Source organism: Accumulibacter sp. (genome assembly GCF_029255145.1).
GTDB lineage: Bacteria > Pseudomonadota > Gammaproteobacteria > Burkholderiales > Rhodocyclaceae > Accumulibacter.
Map to the genome: position 1 here is coordinate 14,728 of NZ_JAPUVQ010000094.1, position 22,882 is coordinate 37,609.

Sequence of the window (22,882 nt, forward strand, 5' to 3'; positions counted from 1 at the left end):
GCCCGGCAGTTCGCGCCGGGCCGATGGCGGCGAACGCATCGCGGCCGCTACTCGGCGGCACCGGCGCCCCCCTCCGGAAACAGCTCCTCGACGAAGCCGAAGCGGCTGAAATCCCTGATCCGCATCGGATAGAGAATGCCGTCGAGGTGGTCGCACTCGTGCTGCACGACGCGTGCATGAAAACCGGTGACGACGCGGTCGATCGGTCGCCCGAAGGCGTCGAAGCCGGTGTAGCGCAGATTCTGCCAGCGCGGTACCCAGCCACGCAGGCCGGGCACCGAAAGGCAGCCTTCCCAGCCCTCCTCGATCTCGGTCGACAGCGGCGTCAGGAGCGGGTTGATCAATACCGTCCACGGCACCTGCTCGACGTCGGGATAGCGCGGGTTGGCATCGACTCCGAAGATCACCAGCCGCAGGTCGACGCCAATCTGCGGCGCGGCCAGACCGGCGCCATCCAGGTGACGCATGGTTTCGATCATGTCGGCCAGCAGCGCGTGCAGTTCGGGTGTCGCGAAACGCTCGACCGGCCTGGCCTGCTGCCACAGCCGCGGGTCGCCCATTCGGAGGACTGGTCTAATCATCGTCGCCGAGCATCCTTTCGATAATTGCCCGCACCTGCTGCATCGACGCCGCCAGGACGGCGTGAATCGCCTCGATGCTGATGGCCTGACCGCCGACGGCGCGGCCGGCCGCGTGGTTGGCGACGACGTTGAGCGCCGCGTAAGGGATGCCAAGTTCGCGCGCCAGGGCCGCCTCTGGCATCCCGGTCATCCCGACCACGTCGGCGCCGTCGCCTTCGAGGCGGTTGATCTCGGCGGCGGTTTCGAGGCGCGGCCCTTGCGTGGCGGCGTACACCGCCGAGTCGCTGACGGTCACGCCGATCGCCAGCGCAGCGGCGAGCAGCCTGCCGCGCAAGGCGTGATCGTAGGGTTCGGTGAAGTCGATGTGCGTGACCGCGCTCTGCGGCCATTCGTGAAAAGTCGCTGCGCGGCCCCAGGTGTAGTCGATGATCTGGTGCGGGATGACCAGATCGCCCGGTTTGAGGTCCGGACGAATGCCGCCCACCGCGGCGACGGCGACAATGCCGGCCGGCGCACTCTGCGACAAGGCCCAGAGGTTCGCCCGATAATTGACCTGGTGCGGCGGGATGCCGTGCTCGTCGCCGTGGCGCGCCAGAAAGACCAGCGGCCGGCCGCCCATCCGCCCGAAGCTCAGCGCCGCCGACGGTTCGCCCCACGGCGTCTGCAGCGCCTGGCGATGCGAGACCTCGAGCGTCGCCAGACTGGTCAGGCCACTGCCGCCGATGATCGCCAGCATCTCAGTCTTCTTGCATGGCATAGATTGCCGGCATCTCAATCTTCCCGCATCGCGTAGATCGCCGGCAGGTTTCGCCAGGCGCCGCGAACGTCCATGCCGTAGCCGAAAACGAAGCGATCGGGGACGGTCAGGGCGACGAAATCGGCGCGCACCGGCTTCTCGCGGCCGTTCAGCTTGTCGGCCAGAACCGCCGTCCAGCAAGTCCTGGCGCCCAGTTGCACGACCCGCTCGCGAATCGCCGCCAGCGTCACGCCTTCGTCGAGGATGTCGTCGACCACCAGAACCGTGCGTCCGGCCAGCGGCAGCGATGGCTCGACTCGCCACGACAGATCGCTGCCGGCGGTCGCCTGTCCGTAGCGGCCGACCTGCAGGTAGTCGAACTCGAGCGGAAAATTGAGCTGGGTCAGCAGCTGGCCGGCGAACGGGACGCCGCCGTTCATCACGCAGAGCACGACTGGACGGCTGTCGCGCAGCGTCTCGGTAATCCTGCGCGCGACGCGGCTGATCGCGACGGCGACCGTCTCGGCCGAGTGAAGCAGATCGGCCGCCGCCAGGATACAGGTCGCCTGCTGCCCGTCGATCATCGCGCCGGCTGCTCCCGGGTGGTGTCGAGCAAGGCCAGCAACCGCCCCTGGTCAATGACTTCAACGCCCAGCTGCCGCGCTTTTTCGAGCTTGCTGCCGGCCTCGGCGCCAGCGACGACGTAATCGGTCTTCTTCGACACCGAAGCGCTGAGCTTGCCGCCCGCGGCGATGATCATCTGCCCGGCCGCCTCGCGGGTCAGCGACGGCAGCGTCCCGGTGAGCACGACAACCTTGCCGGCAAGAACGCCGTCGGCGGGCGCGGCAGCATCGGATTCCTGCGGCACGACGCCGCCGGGAGCGCACAGTTGCGCGATCACTTCAAGGTTGTGCGGCTCGGAAAAGAACTGGCGAATGCACTGCGCGACGGTCGGGCCGACGTCTGGCACCTGCATCAACTGCGCCTCATCGGCTGCCAGCAGGCGATCCAGGCTGCCGAACTGGCGCGCCAGCTCGCGGGCCGTCGCCTCGCCGACGTTGCGGATCCCCAGCGCGTAAATGAAGCGTGCCAGCGTCGGCCGCTTGCTCTTCTCGATCGCCGCCAGCAAGTTGTTCGCCGACTTGTCGGCCATCCGCTCCAGGTGGGCCAGCGCCAGCAGGCCCAGCCGGTAGAGGTCGGCCGGCGTGCGCACGATGTCGTGGTCCACCAGCTGCTCGACGAGTCGGTCGCCCAGCCCTTCGATGTCCATCGCGCGCCGCGAGGCAAAGTGCAGCAGCGCCTGCTTGCGTTGCGCCGGGCAGAACAGACCACCGCTGCACCGCGCGACCGCCGCCGCGCCCTTCTCGTCGACGCTGCGGACGACGCTGGAGGCACACACCGGGCAGCGCTGCGGCATCACGAACGCGCGCGCTGTGGCCGGTCGCTGGTCGAGCAGCACGCGAACGACTTCCGGAATCACGTCGCCGGCGCGGCGAACGACGACCACGTCGCCGATGCGCACGTCCTTGCGGCGAATCTCGTCCTCGTTGTGCAGGGTGGCGCTGGTCACCGTGACGCCACCGACGAAGACCGGCTGCAGCCTCGCCACCGGCGTCAGCGCACCGGTCCGGCCGACCTGGATCGAGATCTCGAGCAGCTCGGTGACCGCCTCCTCGGCCGGGAACTTGTGGGCGATGGCAAAGCGCGGCGCACGCGAAACGAAACCGAGGCGCGCCTGCGCCGCCAGGTCGTCGACCTTGTACACCACGCCGTCGATGTCGTACGGCAAGGACGCGCGACGGCCGCCGATCTCCTGGTAATAGGCCAGCAATCCGGCCAGGCCACTCACCCGCCGCCGCTCGCCGGCAACCGGCAGACCCCACCCGGCGAGCCGGTCGAGCCAGGCCGAATGGCTGCTTGGCCAGCCGGCGCCGTCGATGGCACCCAGGCCATAGGCGAAGAAACGCAGCGGCCTCGTCGCCGTGATCCGCGGGTCGAGCTGGCGCAGGGCGCCGGCGGCGGCGTTGCGCGGGTTGACGAACTCCTTCTCGCCCTTCTCGCGCTGCCGCTCGTTCAAACGCGCGAAGTCGCTGCGCCAGATCAGAACCTCGCCGCGGACCTCGATCGACGCCGGCCAACCGCTGCCGCGCAGGCGCAGGGGAATGCTGCGCAGCGTCCGCAGATTGGCGGTCACGTCCTCACCGGTAGTGCCGTCGCCGCGCGTCGCGCCACGGCGGAGAACGCCCATCTCGTAGGTCAGGCTGACCGCCAGTCCGTCGAACTTGGGCTCGGCCGAATACGCGATCTCGCCTTCGGCGGCCAGTCCCTCGCGGACGCGGTGGTCGAAAGCGGCGACCTCGTCGTCGGCAAAGGCATTGCTCAGCGACAGCATCGGCGTCGCGTGCGCCACCGGCACAAACTGCGGCAGCGGCGCGCCGCCGACCCGCTGCGTCGGCGAATCGGCACGCAGCCGCTCCGGATGCTCGGCTTCCAGCGCCTGCAGCTCGGCGAACAGCCGATCGTATTCGGCATCGCTGATCTGCGGCGCGTCGAGGACGTAGTACTGGTAGTTGTGCTGCTCGATCACCTCTCGCAAGCTGTCGAGACGATCACCGCTGCTCATTTGCCGAACCCGGTGATCAGGAGAACAGGCGCTGCGCCAGGGCGCTACCGGCCGGCAGCTGCTGGACCGTCATCGCCGCCTGGAACTGTGCCACCTGCCGGCGGATCGGCTCGATCGCCGTCTCCGACAGCGGCCGCCGATTGTCGTCGACCAGCGCACCGTTCAACGCCTCGGCAAAACGGCGCGCCTGATCGACCATCTGCGTCAACACGCGCTCGCCACTGGCGACCCGCGGCACGTCGAGCAGGAAGGTCACGCCATGCGTGCTCAGGGTCTTGATCGACTCGGCGGCGAAGCCACTGGTTTCCTGGTTGACCAGCATGTAGAGCACATTGCCGACGTCATCGCAGCGAACAAAGCGCCCGGCCGCGTCGATCACCATGCCGGTCGATTCGGCGAGCGCACGCAGCTTGGTGCCCGGAAAGACCTGCCCCTGGCTGATCACGTTGACGCCGATCTGGATGTCGACGCCGGCGCAGAACTCGTCGAGCTGCGCCGCGGTCTGCAAGGCCGGTTCGCGCGCCGGCAGGTCGGCAACACCCATCAATTCGGTCGCCAGGTCCTGCATCGCCAGCTTGAAAACCGACAGATCGGCGTCGCGCACCGGACCCTTGCGGTCAACCAGTTGCAGACCGATCCGGAGGTGCCGGTACTCGCGCTCACTGTCCGGGGCGATCGGTTCCCAGGCGCGAGAGTCCTCGTTCAGGCCAATCCAGTTGACCGGCTTTGCCAGCCGCGCGATGGCAGCGCCCTGGACCTCATGGATGCGATATCCGGCGACCGGCTCGACGACCTGGATCGAAGCGATGTAATCGATCGTCGGCGACAGCACGCATAGCGGCGGCGGACTTTCACGACTGTCGCGCCGGTCGGCGACGTCCTCGGCGCGCTCGGGCCTGGTCGTCGCCGGCTCGGCCTGGCCCGCCTGCCGTGGCTCGGCCGGTTTCGGCGACCCGGATGGCGCCGAAGCCGCGCTCACCGCCTCGGCGGCGGCGCCTGCGGACTGCGGGTAGCGCTGCGCCAGTGCCTGCTCGGCGTCGTCTTCCACCGGCTCCAGCCGCAGCAGCGGCTCGAGCCGCTGCTGGCCAGGCCCCGCTGCCGACGGTCCGCCGGCAAAGTCGCGGGCCTTGTCGACGGATCCCGCTTCGTCGAGCAGCACGTCGGCCTGGCGGGCGCCCAGCAGTTCCTCGGCCATCTTGCGGTGCTTGCGCTCCTGCCACTTGTTGTACGCCAGAACACCGATCACGGCGACGCCGCCGAGGCCGATCAAACCCATCTGCAAGTCGGTCATGTTTCTTCCTAAACGAGTTGCTCGCGCATGCGCAGAGCTTCTTCCATATCGACTTCAACGATGCGCGAGACGCCGGATTCCTGCATGGTGACACCGACGAGCTGTTGCGCCATTTCCATCGTGATCTTGTTGTGGCTGATGAACAGGAACTGCGTGTTGGTCGACATGCGCCGGACCATCGAGCAGAAGCGTTCGGTGTTGGTATCGTCAAGCGGCGCATCGACTTCGTCAAGCAGGCAGAACGGCGCCGGGTTGAGCTGGAACATCGAAAACACCAGGGCAATCGCCGTCAGCGCCTTCTCGCCGCCCGACAGGAGGTGAATCGTCGAGTTCTTCTTCCCCGGCGGCTGCGCCATCACCTGCAGGCCGGCGTCGAGGATTTCCTCGCCGGTCATGATCAGTCGCGCCTCACCGCCGCCGAAGAGCGCCGGAAAAAGCTCGCCGAAACTGCGGTTGACCGCGTCGTAGGTATTCTGCAGCAGGTCTCGCGTCTCGCGGTCGATGCGGCGAATCGCATTTTCCAGCGTCTCCATGGCCTGCGTCAGGTCTTCCGACTGCGCGTCCAGGTAGCCTTTGCGCTCGCGCGCCGCTTCCAGCTCGTCGAGTGCCGCCAGGTTGACCGCGCCGAGCGCATCGATCGAGCGCTGCAGGGCGCCGATCGCGCTCTGCAGGGGGCCGACCCGCGCGCCGGCGAGTTCGCCGGCCAGCGAGTCCTCGTCGGCCCGGGCATCGGCCAGCTGCGCCGCCGCCTGCTCGACGTTCAGGGTCGCCGCCTGTTCCTTGAGCTTCAGTTCGCCGATCCGGTCGCGCAGCGGATCGAGGCTCTGCTCGACCTTCAGCCGCTGTTCGTCGAGCGTGCGCAGGCCGGTCGCCGCCGCTTCCAGCGCGTCGCGGGCGTACGCCAGCGCGTGCTCGCCGGCAACACGATGATCGAGCGCCTCCTGCAGGCGCGGTTCCAGGTCGTCGGCCTGCATCGCCGTGCTGCTCTCCTGGCAGCGCCGCAGTTCGTCGTCCAGACGTTCGAGCTGCTGCTTGGCCAGCGCCCGGCCGTTGCCCAGTTCGTCCAGTTTGCTGCGGCATTCACGCTGCGAGAACTCGGCCTCGCGCAGGTCGCGCTCGGCTCCGGCCAACTGCTCGCGCTCGTCGCGCAGCGCGCGTTCGGCCTGCTCGAAAAGTGCCCGCGCGCCGTCCATTACCGTCCGCAGCTCGGCGACCTGTTCGCCCTGCAGCGCGATCGCCTCGTCGGCGACGAACAGGCGTTCGCTCTCGCTCTCTTCCTCGGCGGTCAGTTCCGCCAGGTTGTCGTCGATCTGCGCCTGCCGCTCACGGAAGCGTTCGTGCGCCTGCGAGAGCTTCAGCGTTTCGACCTGCAGGGCGTGTGCGCGGTCCTGCAGAGCGCCAAGCTGCTGTCGCGAGTCATGCAGGCGCTGCTGCGCATCGAGCAGCACCTGCTCGATCTCCGCCAGCCCCGCCTGCGCCTGCTCGACCCGCTCTTCGCGCTCGCCGATGATGCTGACCAGGCCGTCGATCTCGCGCTGGCGTTCGAGCAGACCGTGCGCGCCGCTATCCGGCGCGAACAGGGTCACGCTCTGCCGGCTGACGAGGTCGCCGCCGGGGGTCACGCAACACCCGGCGCCCGACAGCTCGGCCCGGCGCGCCAGAGCTGCCGCGAGATCCGGCGCGGTCAGCACGCCGGCCAGCCAGTCGGCAAGAATCGCCGACAGCTCGGGCTGCTGGCAGCGTATTCGCGCCAGCAGCCGGTCGTCAGCCGCCGCGCCAGCGACCGGCGTGCCCGCCGCCGGCAACAGCAAGGTCAGCTTGCTGCCCGGCCGGTCCTGGCTCCACGCCGGGTCGGCGGCGTCTGCCCGCAGGGCGCCGAGCCGCTCGCGCAGGACGGCTTCGACCGCATCCTCCCAGCCGGCGTCGACCTGCAGGGATTTCCAGAGCGCTTCGCCGTGCTGCAGGTGATGGCGGCGCAACCAGTCGTCGAGCTGGCCATTGTTCTGCAGGCGCTGCTGCAGCTGCTGCAGGGCGCTGCGCCGGGCATTGGCCTCGGCGCGCTCCTTCTGCGCCTGCTGCACTTCGCCGAGGACTTGCCGGCGCTGCTGTTCCAGGCGCGGCAGCTGGTGTTGGCGGTCCTGCTGCTGCTCCTGCGCAGCGCTGATCCGCTCCCTCACCTCGACCAGCTCCTCCTGCCTGGCGGCCAACTCGCCATGGTCGGGGGCCGGCATCGCTTCGCGCTCGCCTGTCAGGCGTTGCCGCCGGCTGGCGATGGTCTGCAGGGAGCGCTGCGCGTGCCCGCGATTCGCCTGCTCGACGTGCAGCCGCTGCTCGGCCTGGGCAATCGCCGCGCGTTGGCGGCTGACCGCTTCGACCGCCGCGGCGTGTCGTTCCTCGGCCAGCGGCAAGCGTTCCTGGCGCGCTTCAAGGCGCAGCCGGCCCTGCTCGACTCGATCGTCGGCCAGCGCCAGCAGCTCCTGCCAGCGCTGCTCGTCGTCGGCCAGTTTCGCGGCCTGCGTCAGCCAGTGCTGACGATCGTCGGTCAGCTGGGCGAGGCGCGTCTCGTACTCGCGCTGGGCTTCGCGCCGATGGCGGATTTCGGCTTCCAGCCGCGCCACTTCGGCGTTGGCTACGAAGAGCTCGCTCTGCGCGCGGTGCACGCCGTCGCTGCCGGCGAAGTGCGCTTCGCGGGCCTCTTCGAGACGCGCCTCGGTGTCGCGCAGCGCGGCGTTGCCGGCCTCCAGGTCGGTGGTCGCCTGCCCGACCTCGCGCGCCAGTCGTTCGCGTTCGGCCTGCGCCTCGTTGCGGCGCAGCAACCACAGCAGCTGCTGCTTGCGGGTCAGGTCGTCGCTGTACTGGCGATACTGGCGAGCAACGCCGGCCTGGCCCTCCAGGCGCTCCATCTGGAAACCGAGTTCGAGACGAATGTCTTCGACGCGGGTCAGGTTTTCGCGCGTATCGGCCAGACGATGCCCGGTTTCCTTGCGCCTTTCCTTGTAGCGGGAGACCCCGGCGGCTTCCTCGAGAAAAACCCGCAGCTCGTCCGGCTTGGCCTCGATGATCCGCGAGATGGTGCCCTGGCCGATGATCGCGTAAGCGCGCGGACCAAGGCCGGTACCGAGAAACAGATCGGTGACATCCTTGCGCCGGACGTGCTGGTTGTTGATGTAGTACTCGGACTGGCCGGCGCGCGTCAACAGCCGCTTGACCGACAGTTCGGCATATTGCGACCACTGCCCGGCGAGGCGACCGAGGGTGTTGTCGAAGACCAGTTCGACGGCCGCCCGGGACACCGGTTTGCGCGACCCCGAACCGTTGAAGATCACGTCCTGCATCGACTCGCCACGCAACTCCGAGGCCTTCGACTCGCCCAGCACCCAGCGCACCGAATCCATTACATTGGACTTGCCGCAACCGTTGGGTCCGACGACGCCAACCAGCTGACCGGGCAGCGCGATGGTCGTGGGATCAACAAAGGATTTGAAGCCGGCGAGTTTCAGTTTGGTCAGGCGCATGAGCTGGAACGGGTGCGCGGCCTACGCGGCGGCGCTGGAAGAAATCGGTAAAAGCCCTGTCTCGCGCGAGTGACACCCGCGCCCGGGAAGCTCGCGGCAAGCAAATAGTCCGGCGGGGCACAAAAACGGTCGCCTATAATAGCATCCTGCCTGCCCGATTCGCCTGCCGGTTTGCCACCCCTCGCCACCCCTCGCCACCCCTCGCCACTGTGCAACGCCACCCGGAACAACCATGAGCGCACCACCGGCCGAAGCCCAGACCACAGCCCTGGCCACTTTTCCCAACCCGGCGCCGCAGCGGGATTTTCGTATCCACATGGAGATCCCCGAATTCACCTGCCTGTGCCCGAAGACCGGGCAACCCGATTTCGCAACGCTGATCCTCGATTACATACCCGACCGGAACTGCGTCGAACTGAAGAGCCTGAAGCTGTACATCTGGTCGTTCCGCAACGTCGGCTGTTTTCACGAGGACGTCACCAACCGCATCCTCGATGACCTGGCGCGCATCACGCAGCCGCGCTACATGCAGCTGACCGCCCGCTTCTACGTACGCGGCGGGATTTTCACCACCATCGTCGCCGAACACCGGCAAGCCGACTGGACGCCGACACCCACGGTCCGGCTGACTGACTTCGACCGCCAATCGAATACCCGGGACTGAGATCGTGAGCCCGCCCGCAGCCCTCGCCGACCCCCAACTCCTGCGCCTGGAACGTCTGCTCGGCGACCCCGCGCTGGCCCAGGCGATGCGGCTCGACGAAGCGCATGGCTACCTGTGCGCGGCGCTGTCGGGTCCGCGGCCGATGGCCGAGGAACAGTGGCTGGGCGAAGTGCTGGGCAGCGCCGAACTCGGCACCAGTGAACACGGTCGCCAGGCCGCCGGCCTGCTGCGCGTGTTCGCCGCCGAACTACAGGACGAACTGGCGAGCGGCGAGCCGCCGGAACTGCTGCTCTACCCGGTCGACGATGACCAGAGCAGCGCCGACGACTACGTCGCCTGGTGCCAGGGCTTCCTGCACGGCATCGACACGGCGGCTGAAGACTGGTTCGCCGCACTCGGCGCGGAAGACGGCAAGCAAGACAACGAAGACGTCTGTTACCTCGACGAGCAACTATTCACGCTGTTCTTGCTCACCGGCGACGCCGAGGCAGCCGCCGGTGCCGCCGGCGAAGAATGGTTCTCGGGCGAGGAACTGCGGCGCCTGCAGATCGAAAGCGAGGAAAAACTGCCGCAGGTGGTCGCCAACATCTACCGCTTCTGGACCGCCAGACGCAGCGTCGGGACCATCCGCCGCGAAGCCCCCAAGGTCGGTCGCAACGACCCCTGCCCCTGCGGCAGCGGCCGGAAGTTCAAGAAATGCTGCGGCGCGACGTAACGACCTGAGGACGACGAGCGGCGGCCCGGGCGTGCCTTAAAGTCAGCGACGTGGCCGCGGGGATGCGCCGCAGCGCCACCCGCCAAGGCCTCTCACAAGAGGCACGGGCGCCGGTCGACAGCAGCACGCGCGCGTCATTGGGCTCGGTCAAGGTCTCCAGTGTCGTCAATGGCCATGACGGGACTCCCGACGACCGACAGCATGCACCAGGCGAGCGCCTGGAATCGAGTCATCTGGGTCCCCGGTAAAATGATGTGTCGAGCGTGGACAAGCCTGCCTGCGGTGGCGGCTTTCGTCCGCAGGGAGCGCCGACGAAACCGCAGATCCCGCCGATCCCCCGACATGGTGCCGGCCACCAGGCCGGCAACGCCGGTGAGCAGAATGTTGCCAGCGCTGGCACTGGCAGCGGCGACGCCGACCAGCAGGCGGGCCGTCGAGACGATGCCGTCGTCGGCACCGAGTACGGCGGCGCGCACCCGCCAAGACGGTCGTTCCGCTGAGCTTCGGGGTGGCGGCGCGAAGCGTTCATCGGGCAGAGATCTCGGTCGGCCGGTCGGACTCAATCCTGGCCCGGAAGCATCCGCTGGAGCGTGTCGTCGCGTACAAAGTAGTGGTGAAACAGAGCGGCGGCAGCATGCAGGCCAATGAGAACGTAACCCACCTTACCCCCGACCTCGTGTATCTCCTTGATCGTGTTGGCGAGATTCTTGCTTTCACCGATCAGCGCCGGCAGTTGCAGAGCGAAGAACGGGATCGGCTTTCCTGCCGCGCTGAGCAGCAGCCACCCCGCCAGTGGCATGCCAATCATCAGGGCATAGAGGGCCGCGTGCATCAGCCTGGCGGACAACTTCTGCCACGCTGGCGGATCCGGTTCAATGCGCGGCACAGGGCCGGTCAGGCGAACCAGCAGGCGCAGCGCAGCGAGGACGAATAGGGACAAGCCGAGCATGAAGTGCCAGGTTTTCAACGCCTCGCGAGGATCGCTTCCTTTGGGGAAGTATTCGCGCAGTTCGATACAGGCATACACCGCCACGAAGAGTAGCAGCATCAACCAGTGCAACCCGATCGACAGCGATCCGTAACGGTCCGTCCTATTGCGCCAACTCATGAGCGTGCTCCCAGGAAGTGCAAGTTGGCAGGCTATGGAAAAACGGCTTTCCCTGCAGTTTTTGTGAGTTGCAGCGGGCATCCTCGGTGGAACACGCCATTCGGTCTGTGCGGCAACGCGCTCGGGGCAAACAGCAGTCCACGCCGCGCCACCCGAGACGCGGCCGGTCCGCTGCGGACGCCGGCTGGCTCGCGGCTGACCAGGACCTTCGATCCGCAAGCGGGCAATCTGCTTTTGGCCCAAGCCGCACCATGTCCGGCACCGTGGCGAGTCCCGCGGCCGACACGGCCTGACCGGCTAACGGCGCTGTCGCTGTTGTCCCCGCTGGCTTCCCTGGCTTTCTGCCCGCGGCAGCGTATGCGATGATAAGCGGTGAGGCACATCTGCCCCCAGCTGCTCAACAGGAACCGGCGACATGAATGAATCGAATCCTGCCGAACCTCGTCCGGAACCCGGCCGCATCGCCGCCCGACAGGGAGCCGCCGACCAGGTGGGCTGGTTGAGGTGGCTGCCGGGCCTTTACACCCTGCGTCATTACGAGATGGCCTGGCTGCGCCACGACATCGCCGCCGGCCTGGTGCTGACCACCATGCTGGTGCCGGTCGGCATTGCCTACGCCGTGGCCTCGGGCGTGCCCGGCATCTACGGCCTTTACGCCACGATCATCCCGCTGCTCGCCTATGCGCTGTTCGGACCGAGCCGAATTCTCGTGCTTGGGCCGGATTCCTCGCTAGCCGCCTTGATCCTCGCCGTCGTCCTGCCGCTGTCCGGCGGCGACCCGCTGCGCGCCATCGCTCTGGCCAGCATGATGGCGGTGGTGTCGGGGGTTCTCTGCATCCTGGCAGGCTTCGCCCGTCTGGGCTTCGTCACCGAACTGCTCTCCAAGCCGATCCGCTACGGCTACATGAACGGGATTGCGCTGACGGTGCTGATCAGCCAGCTGCCCAAGCTCTTCGGTTTCTCGGTCGAGGGCGACGATCCGCTGCACAAGCTCTGGGCCTTCGTTCAGGCCCTGCTGGCTGGCAAGACGAACGTGATCGCGCTGCTGGTCGGCGGCGGCACCCTGGCGCTGATCATGCTGCTCAAACGCAACAAGCGCATTCCGGGGATACTGATCGCCGTGATCAGCGCGACCGTCCTCGTCGCGACGCTCGAACTGGACACCCGCGGCCTGTCGGTCCTCGGTTCGCTGCCGCAGGGCTTGCCCGCCTTCGCCATCCCGTGGATAACGCCTGCCGATGTCGCGTCGGTCCTGATGGGCGGCTTTGCCGTCGCCATCGTCTCTTTCGCCGACACCAGCGTGCTCTCGCGCACCTATGCCGAAAAGACCGCCAGCCACGTGGACCCGAACCAGGAGATGGTCGGGCTGGGCGTGGCCAACCTGGCCGCCGGATTTTTCCAGGGGTTTCCGATCAGCAGCAGTTCATCGCGCACCCCGGTGGCGGAGGCCGCCGGCGCCACCACCCAGCTGACCAGCGTCGTCGGCGCCCTGGCCGTGGCCCTGCTGCTGTTGGTCGCGCCAAACCTGCTGCAGTACCTGCCGAACACCGCGCTTGGGGCGGTGGTGATCGCTGCAGCCATCGGCCTGTTCGAGATCGCCGATCTGCGGCGTATCTACCGCATCCAGCGCTGGGAGTTCTGGCTTTCGATCACCTGTTCCGTCGGCGTCGTCGTTCTGGGCGCCATTCCCGGCATTGGCCTGGCGATCCTGCTGGCCGTGATCGAGTTCCTCTGGGATGGCTGGAGTCCCGACTCGGCGATACTGGGCCGCGTCAAGGGCATCAATGGCTACCACGACATCTCGCGTCACCCGGATGCCCGCCTGATTCCCGGCCTGGTCCTCTTTCGCTGGGCGGCGCCGCTGTTTTTCGCCAATGCCGAGTGGTTCCACGAGCGCGCCCTCGACGCCGTGGCCGCCTCGCCGACGCCGGTACGCTGGCTGGTGATTACCGCGGAACCGGTCACCAGCGTGGACGTCACCGCCGCCGACATCGTCGCCAAGCTCGACGAGACCCTGCAGGCGGCCGGCATCGAGCTGTGCTTCGCCGAGATGAAGGATCCCGTGCAGGACAAGCTCAAGCGCTTCGGGCTCTTTTCGCGGCTCGGCGCGGAAGTCTTCTTTCCGACCATCGGCGAAGCGGTGAACACCTACCTCAGAACCTATCCGGACGTGGTGGTGGAGTGGAAGAACAAGCCCTCCAGTTCCTGAGAAGCTGAAGCCAGGCCTGATCGATCGTTCGGGCAAAACACCGACCAGCTGGTGGCGAACGTCTCGTTATCCTGTGGCCCCCTCCTGAGGTGATCGTCGTGGCGCCCCCGCCGTCGCGCAGGAGCCGGTACGGGTACCAGATGACGCCCCAGACCAGCGCCCCGGCGAGCAAGGCGAGGACGGCCAGACGCTGCTCGCACGCCGCCGCGCCGCTCGGGAGCCGCCGCGCGATTCCTTTCACGGTCAGTCGATGCCCCTTATAATCGCCCGCACAACCCGCCGTCCCGCGACGATAAAAAGCCCGTGAATCCTCACCTCAGCAAGCTGCAACCCTATCCCTTCGAAAAACTGCGGCAGCTTTTCGCCAACGTCACGCCGAACCCGCGCCTGCGCGAAATCAGACTGTCGATCGGTGAGCCGCAGCACGCCACGCCAGCGTTCATCAAGGACGCGCTGACCGCCAGCCTCGCCGGCCTGGCCAGCTATCCTACCACCCTCGGCAGCGCCGACCTGCGGCGCTGCCTGGCCGCCTGGCTGGCGCGTCGCTACGGCCTGCACGAGATCGACGCGGAAACGCAGGTGATGCCGGTCAACGGATCGCGCGAGGCCCTGTTCGCTTTCGCCCAGACGGTCATCGACCCGTCGCGCGGCTACACGCCGCTGGTCGTCAGCCCGAATCCCTTCTACCAGATCTACGAGGGCGCGGCGTACCTGGCCGGTGCCGAGCCGCGCTTCCTCAATACCCTGCCGGAAAACGACTACGCCTTCGATTTCAGCGCTCTGAGCGAGGCCGAGTGGCAGCGCGTGCAGTTGTTCTACGTCTGCTCGCCGGGCAATCCGACCGGCAAGGTGCTGGGCCTCGACGACTGGCGGCAGCTCTTTGCCCTCGCCGACCGCTACGGCTTCGTCATCGCCTCGGACGAATGCTACTCGGAGATCTTCTTCGACGAGGCGGCGCCGCCACTCGGCTGCCTGCAGGCGGCGAGCCTGCTCGGGCGCGGCTACGAGCGCCTGGTGATGTTTTCCAGCCTGTCCAAGCGGTCCAATGTCCCCGGCATGCGGTCGGGCTTCGTCGCCGGCGATGCCGCGACGCTCAAGGCTTTTCTGCTCTACCGCACCTATCACGGCAGCGCGATGAATCCGGCGGTGCAGGCGGCCAGCGTCGCGGCCTGGAGCGACGAGGCGCACGTCGTCGACAACCGCCGCCAGTACGTGCAGAAGTTCGCCGCAGTCACCCCGCGCTTGCGCGAGGTACTGCCGGCGGCGCTGCCCGACGCCGGTTTCTACCTGTGGACGAGGACGCCGATCGACGACGGCGAGTTCGCCCGGGCGCTGCTCGCTGACTATAATGTGGTCCTTCTGCCCGGCAGCACCCTGGCGCGTAGCGCGCAGGGAATCAACCCGGGCGCCGGTTTCGTCCGCATCGCGCTGGTCGCGCCGCTCGCCGATTGCGTCGAAGCCGCCGAGCGTATCCATTCATTCGTTGCAAAACTCTGAGGGAAAGCCATGAAGGCAATCGAGCAAGTGATCGAGGAGGCCTGGGAAGACCGCGCCTCGCTGCAGCCCGGCAACGCCGGCGAAACCATCGGCCTGGCCGTCGCCAACGTCATCAAGCGGCTCGACAAGGGCAGCCTGCGCGTCGCCGAGAGGATCGACGGCGAGTGGGTCACGCACCAGTGGATCAAGAAGGCGGTCCTGCTCTCTTTCCGGCTGACCGACAACGCGCTGGTCGAAGCGGGTCCGCTGCGCTACTTCGACAAGGTGCCGAGCAAGTTCGCCGATTACGACAGCAAGAAGTTCGCCAGCGGCGGCTTTCGCGTCGTGCCACCGGCCAGCGTCCGCCGTGGTTCCTTCATCGCCAGGAACGTTGTCCTGATGCCCTCGTACGTCAACATCGGCGCCTATATCGACGAGGGAACGATGGTCGACACCTGGGCGACGGTCGGCTCGTGCGCGCAGATCGGCAAGAATGTACACCTCTCGGGCGGGGTCGGGATCGGCGGCGTGCTCGAACCGGTCCAGGGCAGCCCGACGATCATCGAAGACAACTGCTTTATCGGCGCCCGCTCGGAAGTCGTCGAAGGAGTCATCGTCGGCGAGGGTTCGGTGGTCTCGATGGGCGTCTTTCTCGGCCAATCGACGAGGATTCTCGACCGCGAGACCGGCGAAGTCAGCTACGGTCGCGTGCCGCCGGGGTCGGTGGTGGTGTCCGGCAGCCTGCCAGCCAAGGACGGCAGCCACAGCCTCTACTGCGCGGTGATCGTCAAGAAGGTCGACGCCCAGACGCGCGCCAAGACCAGCATCAACGACCTGTTGCGCGGCGACTGATCGCCACCTCATCGCGTCTTGAACCGGCGGACCACGCATGATCCTCGACAAGCTCTTTCAGGTGATGGCCGACCGGCAGGCGTCGGACATCTTCATTTCCGCCGGCGTGCCGATCCACATCAAGATCCAGGGTGTCACCGTGCCGGTCAATCAGCAGGTGATGGAACCGTCGATGACCGACAAGATCGCCCACGAGCTGATGACGCCCGAGCAGGCGCAGACCTTCGAAGCGACCAAGGAGATGAACCTCTCGGTCGGCGTCCCCAAGCTCGGCAACTTCCGGATCAACCTGTTCCGGCAACGCGGCTCGATCTCGGTGGTGGTGCGTTACATCCTGGGCAACATCCCGGCGCTCGACACCCTGCTGCTGCCGATGACGCTGGCCGACCTGGTCATGGAAAGGCGCGGGCTGATCCTGATCGTCGGCTCGACGGGCTCGGGGAAGTCGACCACCATCGCCTCGATGCTCGACCATCGCAACAGCAACTGCACCGGCCACATCCTGACCATCGAGGACCCGATCGAGTACCTGTTCAAGCACAAGAAGTCGATCGTCAACCAGCGCGAGATCGGCATGGACACCCTCGGCTGGAACCACGCCCTGAAGAGCGCCATGCGGCAGGCGCCCGACTGCATCCTGATCGGCGAGATTCGCGACAAGGAAACTATGCAGGCGGCGATTGCCTACGCCCAGACCGGCCACCTGTGCCTCGGCACGCTGCACGCCAACAACAGCTATCACGCGCTCAACCGGGTGATCAACTTCTTTCCGCTGGAAAGCCGGGGCTCGCTGTACATGGACCTCTCGGTCAGCCTCAAGGCGATCGTCTCGCAGCGGCTGGTCAAACTGAAGGAAGGCAAGCTGGCGCCGGCGGTCGAGGTGCTGCTGAACAGCTACCACGTCCAGGAACTGGTCGAGCGCGGCGACATTCCGGCGCTCAAGGAAGCCATGGAACAAAGCCTCGCGCCCGGGTCGCAGACCTTCGAACAGGATCTTTTCCGGCTTTACCGCTCGGGCTTGATCACTCTCGAAGAAGCCTTGCGCAACGCCGACTCGCCGACCAACCTGTCGTGGCTGATCAACAACAACGAGAACCTCGACCTGCCTCACGGCGAAGAGAAGCGCGGCGACAGCTCGTACGAGCTGTCGATGAGCGACCCCGGCAGTCCCTCCTACAAGGAGTTCACGCTCAGTCTGAACGACCGGACTGACGACGACTAGTGGGAGCAGCGCCGATGGTCAATAGCGGTCCAAGCGCCTGCCCGGGTGACAGCGCGCCGGAAGGCACGCACCACATCACGGTCGACGCGACGCTCGCACTCGCCAGGCAGCTGATTGCCTGCCGCTCGGTGACCCCCGAAGACGGCGGTTGCCTGCCGATCATCGCTGCTCGCCTGCAAGCAATCGGCTTCGAGTGCGAATTCCTCAACCGCGGCGGCGTCAGCAACCTCTGGGCGCGGCACGGCCGCAGCAGGCCGCTGCTGTGCCTGGCGGGCCACACCGACGTCGTCCCGAGCGGCCCGCTCGAACAATGGCACAGCGACCCGTTCGCACCGGCCCAGCGCGACGGCCTGCTGTACGGGCGCGGCGCGGCCGACATGAAGTCCTCCCTGGCCGCTTTCGTGGTCGCCGCCGAAGCCTACCTCGCCGCCCGCCCTCGGCATTGCGGTTCGCTCGCCCTGCTGCTCACTTCCGATGAGGAGGGCGACGCACTCGACGGCACGGTGGTCGTCACCGAAGCGCTGCGGCAGCGCGGCGAAACCATCGACTACTGCATCGTCGGCGAGCCGACGGCGGTCAACACGCTCGGCGACACGGTCAAGAATGGCCGCCGCGGTTCGCTCTCCGCGAAGCTGACGGTCAAGGGCGTGCAGGGCCACGTCGCCTACCCGCAACTGGCGAGCAACCCGATCCACCTGGCCGCGCCGGCGCTCGCCGAACTGGCGCAAACGCTGTGGGATCAAGGCAACGAATTCTTCCCGCCGACCACCTGGCAGATCTCGAACATCCACGGCGGCACCGGCGCCGGCAACGTCATCCCGGGCAGCGTCGAGATCGACTTCAACTTCCGCTTCGCGACGGCCAGCACCCCCGAGGACCTGCGGGCCAGGACCTGCGCCCTGCTCGACCGGCACGGGCTGGCCTACGACATCGTGTGGACGCTCGGCGCCAGGCCCTTCCTCACCGGCCGCGGCGCGCTGGTCGACGCCGCGCTGCAGGCGATCCGCGCCGAAACAGGTGTCGACGCCGAGCTGTCGACCAGCGGCGGCACCTCGGACGGCCGCTTCATCGCTGAAATCTGCCCGCAGGTGATCGAGATCGGCCCGGTCAATGCCAGCATCCACAAGGTCAATGAATGTGTCGACATCGCTTCCCTGCCCCGGCTCGCGGCCATCTACCGCCGCATCCTCGAACAGTTGCTGGCGAGCGATGTTTGAACAGGCGCAGGACGAACTGCTGACGCTGCGCGACCTGCTGCGCTTCACCGTCAGCCGCTACCACGAGGCCGGGCTGTTCTTCGGGCACGGCGCCGACAACGCCTGGGACGAGGCCGCCTACCTGCTGCTGCACAGCCTGCACCTGCCACTCGACCGCCTCGAACCCTTTCTCGACGCCCGCCTGACCAGCGACGAACGCCGCGTCGTGCTGCGAATCGTCGAGCGGCGGATCGGCGAGCGGCTGCCGGTGGCGTACCTGACCAACGAGGCCTGGCTGGCCGACTATCGTTTCTACGTCGATCAGCGGGTGATCGTCCCGCGCTCGTTCATCGCCGAACTGCTGCGCGAACAACTGGCGCCGTGGATCGACGACCCGGAGCAGGTATCGTCGGTCCTTGATCTGTGCACCGGCTCGGGCTGCCTCGCGATCCTCGCCGCGCACGCTTTTCCGGAGGCCAGCATCGACGCCGTCGACATCTCGCCGGACGCGCTCGCCGTTGCCGGACGCAACGTCGCCGACTACCAGCTTGGCGAACGCATCCGGCTGGTCGAGAGCGACCTCTTCGCCGGCGTCAGGGATCGGCGCTACGACCTGATCGTCAGCAATCCACCCTACGTCAAGGCGGCGTCGATGGCCGCCCTGCCCGCCGAGTACCGCCGCGAACCCGAACTGGCGCTGGCCAGCGGCGAAGACGGACTCGATCTGACGCGCGCCATCCTGGCCGCGGCGCGCAAGCAGCTCAAGCCGCACGGCCTGCTGGTCGTCGAGATCGGCCACAACCGCGACGAACTGGAGGCGGCGTTCCCGGATACGCCCTTCACCTGGCTCGACACCAGCGCCGGCGACCAGTACGTCTTCCTGCTGCATCGCGAAGAGTTGCCGTGAGCGGGGGCCGAACCGCGCTGGACGACAGGGTGCTCCCGGCCTGGCTGCGCCTCTTGCTGACCTGCGCCTGGCTGGCGCTCGCCGGCTGCGGCCCGTCGCCGCCGCTGGCGCCGTTAGCGGCGGGCAGCAGCGTCCTCGCCTTCGGCGACAGCATCACCTTCGGCACCGGCGCCGCTCCGGGCGACGACTATCCGGCCCGTCTGGCGGCGATCAGTGGCTGGCAGGTGCATAACGCGGGCATCCCGGGCGAGACCGCCGACGAAGCCCGCGGCCGGATCGGCGCGGCGATCGCCGAGGCGCGTCCGGCGCTGGTCATCGTCGAGAGCGGTGGCAACGACTTCCTGCGCCGGCGACCCGAAGCGGCGGTCAAGGAAGACCTGCGCGCGATCGTCGCCGCGATCAGGGCTTCCGGAGCGCAGGTCGTGCTGCTGGCGGTGCCGAAGTTCTCGCTGCTCGGCGCGGCTACCGGCAGGCTGCCCGATTCGCCGATCTACGCCGAGCTGGCGAAGGAAGAAAAGCTGCCGCTGATCGCCGGCGTGCTCGCCGAGACGCTGTCCGACCCCAGCCTGAAAGCCGACCCGGTGCACCCCAACGGCGACGGCTACCGGAAACTGGCGGACGGCGTTGCCGGGCAGCTGCGCCGCGCCGGCTTGCTGAAAAAGCCCTGAGCACCGGACCTTGAGTCCCGCACAAACTGGACCCGCTGATGACAACCGAAACCCCCCAGAGAATCCGTCGCCAGGATTACACGCCACCGCCCTTTCTGGTCGACCACGTCGAACTCGACGTGCACTTCCAGGTCGGCGAGGTGCTGGTCAACAGCCAGTTGCGCCTGCGGCGCAATCCGGCGGTCGCGCCCGGACCAGCGCTGGCAGCGCTGGAACTCGACGGTCAGGGGCTGCACACCCTCTCGGTGGCGATCGACGGCAAGCCGCTCGCGGCGGACGGCTACAGCTGCAGCGACTCACTGCTGCGCATCGCCAATCCGCCGGAGGCGCTGACGCTGAGCACGCAGGTGCGGATCGACGCCGATCGCAACAGCAGTCTGTCGGGGCTCTTCCGCTCGAAGGACGGCTACTTCACCCAGTGCGAGGCGCAGGGGTTCCGCCGCATCACCTGGTTCCCCGACCGCCCCGACATCATGTCGCGCTACCAGGTGACGCTGCACGCCGACAAGGCGACCCTGCCGGTGCTGCTGGCCAACGGCAACCCCGCCGGCAGCGGTGACGAGGAAGCGGACCGCCACTGGGCGCGCTGGGAGGATCCCTTTGCCAAGCCCTGCTACCTGTTTGCGCTGGTCGCCGCCCGCCTCGACGTTCTCCGCGACCAATTCACCACCAGCAGTGGGCGGACCGTCGAACTCGCGGTCTTCGTCGAACCCGGCAAGCTCGACCAGTGCGCACACGCGATGGACGCGCTCAAACGCTCGATGCGCTGGGACGAGGAGGTCTTCGGACTCGAATGCGACCTCGATCACTACATGATCGTCGCGGTCAGCGACTTCAACATGGGGGCGATGGAAAACAAGGGGCTGAACGTCTTCAACACCAAGTACGTCCTCGCCCGCGCCGACACCGCCACCGACACCGACTACCAGAACATCGACCGGGTGGTCGCGCACGAATACTTCCACAACTGGACCGGCAACCGCGTCACCTGTCGCGACTGGTTCCAGCTGTCGCTGAAGGAAGGACTGACGGTCTTCCGCGACCAGGAATTCGGCGCCGACATGCACAGCCGAGCGGTCGTCCGCATCCGTGACGTGCGCAACCTGCGCGCCGCCCAGTTCCCCGAGGACGCCGGCCCGATGGCGCATCCGGTACGCCCCGATTCGTACATCGAGATCAACAACTTCTACACCAGCACGGTCTATGAAAAAGGCGCCGAAGTGGTGCGCATGATCCGGACGTTGATCGGCCACGAAGCCTTCCGGCGCGGCATCGACCTCTACTTCGAGCGCCACGACGGCCAGGCGGTGACCTGCGACGACTTCGTCGCGGCGATGGCCGACGCATCCGGACTGGATCTGACGCAGTTCATGCGCTGGTACGACCGCGCCGGCACGCCGCATTTACGGGCGACCGGCAGCTACGACCCGGAAGCCCGCCGCTACACCCTGACGCTGGCGCAGTCGCTGCCGAGCACCGCCAGTGAAGCGGGCAGCCAGCCAACCCGCCAGGCCTTCGAACCCTTCCACATGCCGGTGGCGATCGGCCTCAACGGACCGCACGGCGAAGACCTGCCGCTGCTGATCGCCGGCGACGGCAGCGCCGCCGGCAGTGGCCGCACCACGCGCGTCCTGTCGCTGACCGAGCCGGAACAGCAGTTCCTCTTCGAAGACCTGGCCGCCGCGCCGGTGCCCTCGCTGTTGCGCGACTTTTCGGCGCCGGTGATTCTCGACTTCGCGTACAGCGACGACGAGCTGATGCACCTGCTGGCACACGACAGCGACCCCTTCAACCGCTGGGAGGCCGGACAGCGCCTGGCCAGCCGGCTGATCCTCGCCGCCACCGACGACCTTTCGGCCGGCCGCCCGGCGCGGTGGCCGCAAGGGATCGCCGACGCCGCGGCGCGGCTTGTCGAACACGCCGGTGACGATCCGGCCTTCGCTGCGGAAGCGCTGACCCTGCCCGGTGAAGCGACGCTGGCCGAGCAACTGCCGATGGTCGACCCCGACGCACTGCACGCGGCCCGCAACAGCCTGCGCCATTTCCTCGCCGAACAGCTGCAAGACGCGCTCCGCCAATGCTACCAGTCACTGGCAGCCAGCGGCCCCTACCAGCCGACGCCGGCAGCGGCCGGGCGGCGCGCGCTGCGCAACGTCTGCCTCGGCTACCTCGGCGAACTCGACAGCGACGAGATGCGCGGTCTGGCGATGAGCCAGTTCGCCTTGGCCGACAACATGACCGACCAGTTCGCGGCGCTGACCATCCTGGCGCAGCACGACGGCGACCAGCGCCAGCGCGCGCTGGCAGGCTTCTACGAGCGCTGGCAGGACGAAGCGCTGGTGGTGGACAAGTGGCTGGCGGTGCAGGCGGCGAGCCGACTGCCCGGAACGCTGGGGGTCGTCAAGGGCCTGCTCGATCATCCGGCCTTCGATCTGCGCAACCCGAACAAGGTCTACGCCCTGCTCAACACCTTCGGCAACAACCACGTCCGTTTTCATGCCGCCGACGGCAGCGGCTACCACTTCCTAGCCGAGCAGATCGGCCGCCTCGACCGCCTCAACCCACAGGTCGCCGCGCGCCTGACGCGCCGCTTCGACCGCTGGCGGAAGTTCGACCAGATCCGCCAGCAACAGGCGCGATTGGCGCTGGAGGCCTTGCGCGCCAGTGACGGGCGGTCGTCGGACGTGCTCGAAATCGTCGGCCGGGCGCTCGACCCGTAAGCTCGCCGACAGGGCAACGGCCGGCGAGCACCAGGCGCCGCCGGCATAGGGCACAAGATAGTGCTTGAGCGACGACGGCCGGCTCTGTATAATTGCGCGCTCAAACAAGGCAAGGCGCCCGTAGCTCAGCTGGATAGAGTACTTGGCTACGAACCAAGGGGTCGGGCGTTCGAATCGCTCCGGGCGTGCCACGGGAATCAAGCAGAAAGGCCAATCCTCGGATTGGCCTTTCTGCTTTCTGGCTTGCTTGGGGGTACAGAGCCTGCCCCTGTGGCACGTCGCCAACGGAAGCACGGGGAGGAGGAGACATCCCAGCCGTGGTGTCGGAGTCGAGCGCCTCGGAAGACATCTGCCCGCCACCGTCCCGCCTGCGTCAACTCCCGTGTGCCGAGCACTTGA

At 67.5% G+C, this 22,882-nt stretch carries 17 protein-coding genes, 1 tRNA gene and 1 pseudogene; 11 read left to right on the forward strand and 8 right to left on the reverse strand.

The features are described from left to right. Positions 1-47: 47 nt before the first annotated feature. From def to smc, 6 genes are read right to left on the reverse strand one after another with little or no spacing between them, the layout of a single operon-like run. Entirely contained in the window at positions 48-581 is a 534-nt protein-coding gene (def, locus tag Q1L50_RS09220; RefSeq protein WP_300337775.1) for a peptide deformylase, read from the reverse strand. Continuing rightward, positions 574-1,317 carry an S-methyl-5'-thioinosine phosphorylase gene (locus Q1L50_RS09225; RefSeq protein ID WP_300337777.1) on the reverse strand — a complete coding sequence of 248 codons (744 nt, stop codon included), beginning with the start codon at positions 1,315-1,317 and terminating at the stop codon, positions 574-576. Before Q1L50_RS09225 ends, def begins: the two co-directional genes overlap by 8 nt. Before the next feature lie 35 nt (positions 1,318-1,352). Continuing rightward, complete coding sequence (locus tag Q1L50_RS09230) at positions 1,353-1,901, reverse strand: hypoxanthine-guanine phosphoribosyltransferase (protein WP_300337779.1); 549 nt, start codon at positions 1,899-1,901, stop codon at positions 1,353-1,355. Next, positions 1,898-3,940 (reverse strand): NAD-dependent DNA ligase LigA, encoded by a 2,043-nt coding sequence (gene ligA, locus Q1L50_RS09235; RefSeq protein WP_300337781.1) that lies wholly within the window; start codon positions 3,938-3,940, stop codon positions 1,898-1,900. The genes Q1L50_RS09230 and ligA overlap by 4 nt, the downstream gene beginning before the upstream one ends. Positions 3,941-3,956: 16 nt before the next feature. After that, positions 3,957-5,231 carry a cell division protein ZipA C-terminal FtsZ-binding domain-containing protein gene (locus Q1L50_RS09240; RefSeq protein ID WP_300337783.1) on the reverse strand — a complete coding sequence of 425 codons (1,275 nt, stop codon included), beginning with the start codon at positions 5,229-5,231 and terminating at the stop codon, positions 3,957-3,959. 8 nt (positions 5,232-5,239) lie between these two features. Next, positions 5,240-8,746, reverse strand: coding sequence for a chromosome segregation protein SMC (gene smc, locus Q1L50_RS09245; RefSeq protein ID WP_300337785.1), 3,507 nt, complete (start codon positions 8,744-8,746; stop codon positions 5,240-5,242). Between the two features lie 232 nt (positions 8,747-8,978). Between smc and queF the strand changes: the two genes are divergently transcribed. Continuing rightward, complete coding sequence (queF, locus tag Q1L50_RS09250; RefSeq protein ID WP_300337786.1) at positions 8,979-9,410, forward strand: preQ(1) synthase; 432 nt, start codon at positions 8,979-8,981, stop codon at positions 9,408-9,410. A 4-nt stretch (positions 9,411-9,414) separates the two neighbouring features. Further along, a complete protein-coding gene (locus Q1L50_RS09255; RefSeq protein WP_300337787.1) occupies positions 9,415-10,125 on the forward strand; it encodes a UPF0149 family protein in 711 nt (236 codons plus the stop codon). A gap of 338 nt (positions 10,126-10,463) precedes the next feature. On the opposite strand, the pseudogene Q1L50_RS09260 reads toward Q1L50_RS09255, so the two are convergent. Together Q1L50_RS09260 and Q1L50_RS09265 are read right to left on the reverse strand one after the other, a co-directional pair. Then, positions 10,464-10,661, reverse strand: a pseudogene (locus Q1L50_RS09260) (VIT1/CCC1 transporter family protein); the annotation flags it as partial. Between the two features lie 23 nt (positions 10,662-10,684). Beyond that, on the reverse strand, positions 10,685-11,233 hold the full coding sequence (locus tag Q1L50_RS09265) for a cytochrome b (protein WP_300337789.1): 549 nt from the start codon (positions 11,231-11,233) through the stop codon (positions 10,685-10,687). 415 nt (positions 11,234-11,648) lie between these two features. Here Q1L50_RS09265 and sulP point away from each other — a divergent pair, with 415 nt between their 5' ends. From sulP to Q1L50_RS09310, 9 genes are all read left to right on the forward strand, one after another. Further along, positions 11,649-13,442, forward strand: a complete 1,794-nt coding sequence (sulP, locus tag Q1L50_RS09270) for a sulfate permease (protein WP_300337790.1) — start codon at positions 11,649-11,651, stop codon at positions 13,440-13,442. 303 nt (positions 13,443-13,745) lie between these two features. Further along, positions 13,746-14,939 (forward strand): succinyldiaminopimelate transaminase, encoded by a 1,194-nt coding sequence (gene dapC / locus Q1L50_RS09275; protein ID WP_300337792.1) that lies wholly within the window; start codon positions 13,746-13,748, stop codon positions 14,937-14,939. A 9-nt stretch (positions 14,940-14,948) separates the two neighbouring features. Beyond that, entirely contained in the window at positions 14,949-15,770 is an 822-nt protein-coding gene (dapD, locus tag Q1L50_RS09280) for a 2,3,4,5-tetrahydropyridine-2,6-dicarboxylate N-succinyltransferase (protein ID WP_300337793.1), read from the forward strand. Positions 15,771-15,807: 37 nt separating this feature from the next. Beyond that, a complete protein-coding gene (locus tag Q1L50_RS09285; RefSeq protein WP_300337794.1) occupies positions 15,808-16,992 on the forward strand; it encodes a PilT/PilU family type 4a pilus ATPase in 1,185 nt (394 codons plus the stop codon). Positions 16,993-17,066: 74 nt separating this feature from the next. Further along, complete coding sequence (gene dapE / locus Q1L50_RS09290; RefSeq protein WP_300337809.1) at positions 17,067-18,209, forward strand: succinyl-diaminopimelate desuccinylase; 1,143 nt, start codon at positions 17,067-17,069, stop codon at positions 18,207-18,209. After that, positions 18,202-19,095, forward strand: coding sequence for a 50S ribosomal protein L3 N(5)-glutamine methyltransferase (gene prmB / locus Q1L50_RS09295; protein ID WP_300337796.1), 894 nt, complete (start codon positions 18,202-18,204; stop codon positions 19,093-19,095). Before dapE ends, prmB begins: the two co-directional genes overlap by 8 nt. Positions 19,096-19,124: 29 nt before the next feature. Then, on the forward strand, positions 19,125-19,763 hold the full coding sequence (locus tag Q1L50_RS09300) for a GDSL-type esterase/lipase family protein (protein ID WP_300337811.1): 639 nt from the start codon (positions 19,125-19,127) through the stop codon (positions 19,761-19,763). A gap of 38 nt (positions 19,764-19,801) precedes the next feature. Next, entirely contained in the window at positions 19,802-22,483 is a 2,682-nt protein-coding gene (pepN, locus tag Q1L50_RS09305) for an aminopeptidase N (protein ID WP_300337797.1), read from the forward strand. Between the two features lie 114 nt (positions 22,484-22,597). Then, positions 22,598-22,674, forward strand: a tRNA-Arg gene (locus Q1L50_RS09310). The last annotated feature ends 208 nt before the right edge of the window (positions 22,675-22,882 follow it).

Bases quoted from the DNA above. Each gene is read 5' to 3' on its own strand.
- def (WP_300337775.1), bottom strand. From the start codon at position 581: ATGATTAGACCAGTCCTCCGAATGGGCGACCCGCGGCTGTGGCAGCAG.
- Q1L50_RS09225 (WP_300337777.1), bottom strand. From the start codon at position 1,317: ATGCTGGCGATCATCGGCGGCAGTGGCCTGACCAGTCTGGCGACGCTC.
- Q1L50_RS09230 (WP_300337779.1), bottom strand. From the start codon at position 1,901: ATGATCGACGGGCAGCAGGCGACCTGTATCCTGGCGGCGGCCGATCTG.
- ligA (WP_300337781.1), bottom strand. From the start codon at position 3,940: ATGAGCAGCGGTGATCGTCTCGACAGCTTGCGAGAGGTGATCGAGCAG.
- Q1L50_RS09240 (WP_300337783.1), bottom strand. From the start codon at position 5,231: ATGACCGACTTGCAGATGGGTTTGATCGGCCTCGGCGGCGTCGCCGTG.
- smc (WP_300337785.1), bottom strand. From the start codon at position 8,746: ATGCGCCTGACCAAACTGAAACTCGCCGGCTTCAAATCCTTTGTTGAT.
- queF (WP_300337786.1), top strand. From the start codon at position 8,979: ATGAGCGCACCACCGGCCGAAGCCCAGACCACAGCCCTGGCCACTTTT.
- Q1L50_RS09265 (WP_300337789.1), bottom strand. From the start codon at position 11,233: ATGAGTTGGCGCAATAGGACGGACCGTTACGGATCGCTGTCGATCGGG.
- sulP (WP_300337790.1), top strand. From the start codon at position 11,649: ATGAATGAATCGAATCCTGCCGAACCTCGTCCGGAACCCGGCCGCATC.
- dapD (WP_300337793.1), top strand. From the start codon at position 14,949: ATGAAGGCAATCGAGCAAGTGATCGAGGAGGCCTGGGAAGACCGCGCC.
- Q1L50_RS09285 (WP_300337794.1), top strand. From the start codon at position 15,808: ATGATCCTCGACAAGCTCTTTCAGGTGATGGCCGACCGGCAGGCGTCG.
- prmB (WP_300337796.1), top strand. From the start codon at position 18,202: ATGTTTGAACAGGCGCAGGACGAACTGCTGACGCTGCGCGACCTGCTG.
- pepN (WP_300337797.1), top strand. From the start codon at position 19,802: ATGACAACCGAAACCCCCCAGAGAATCCGTCGCCAGGATTACACGCCA.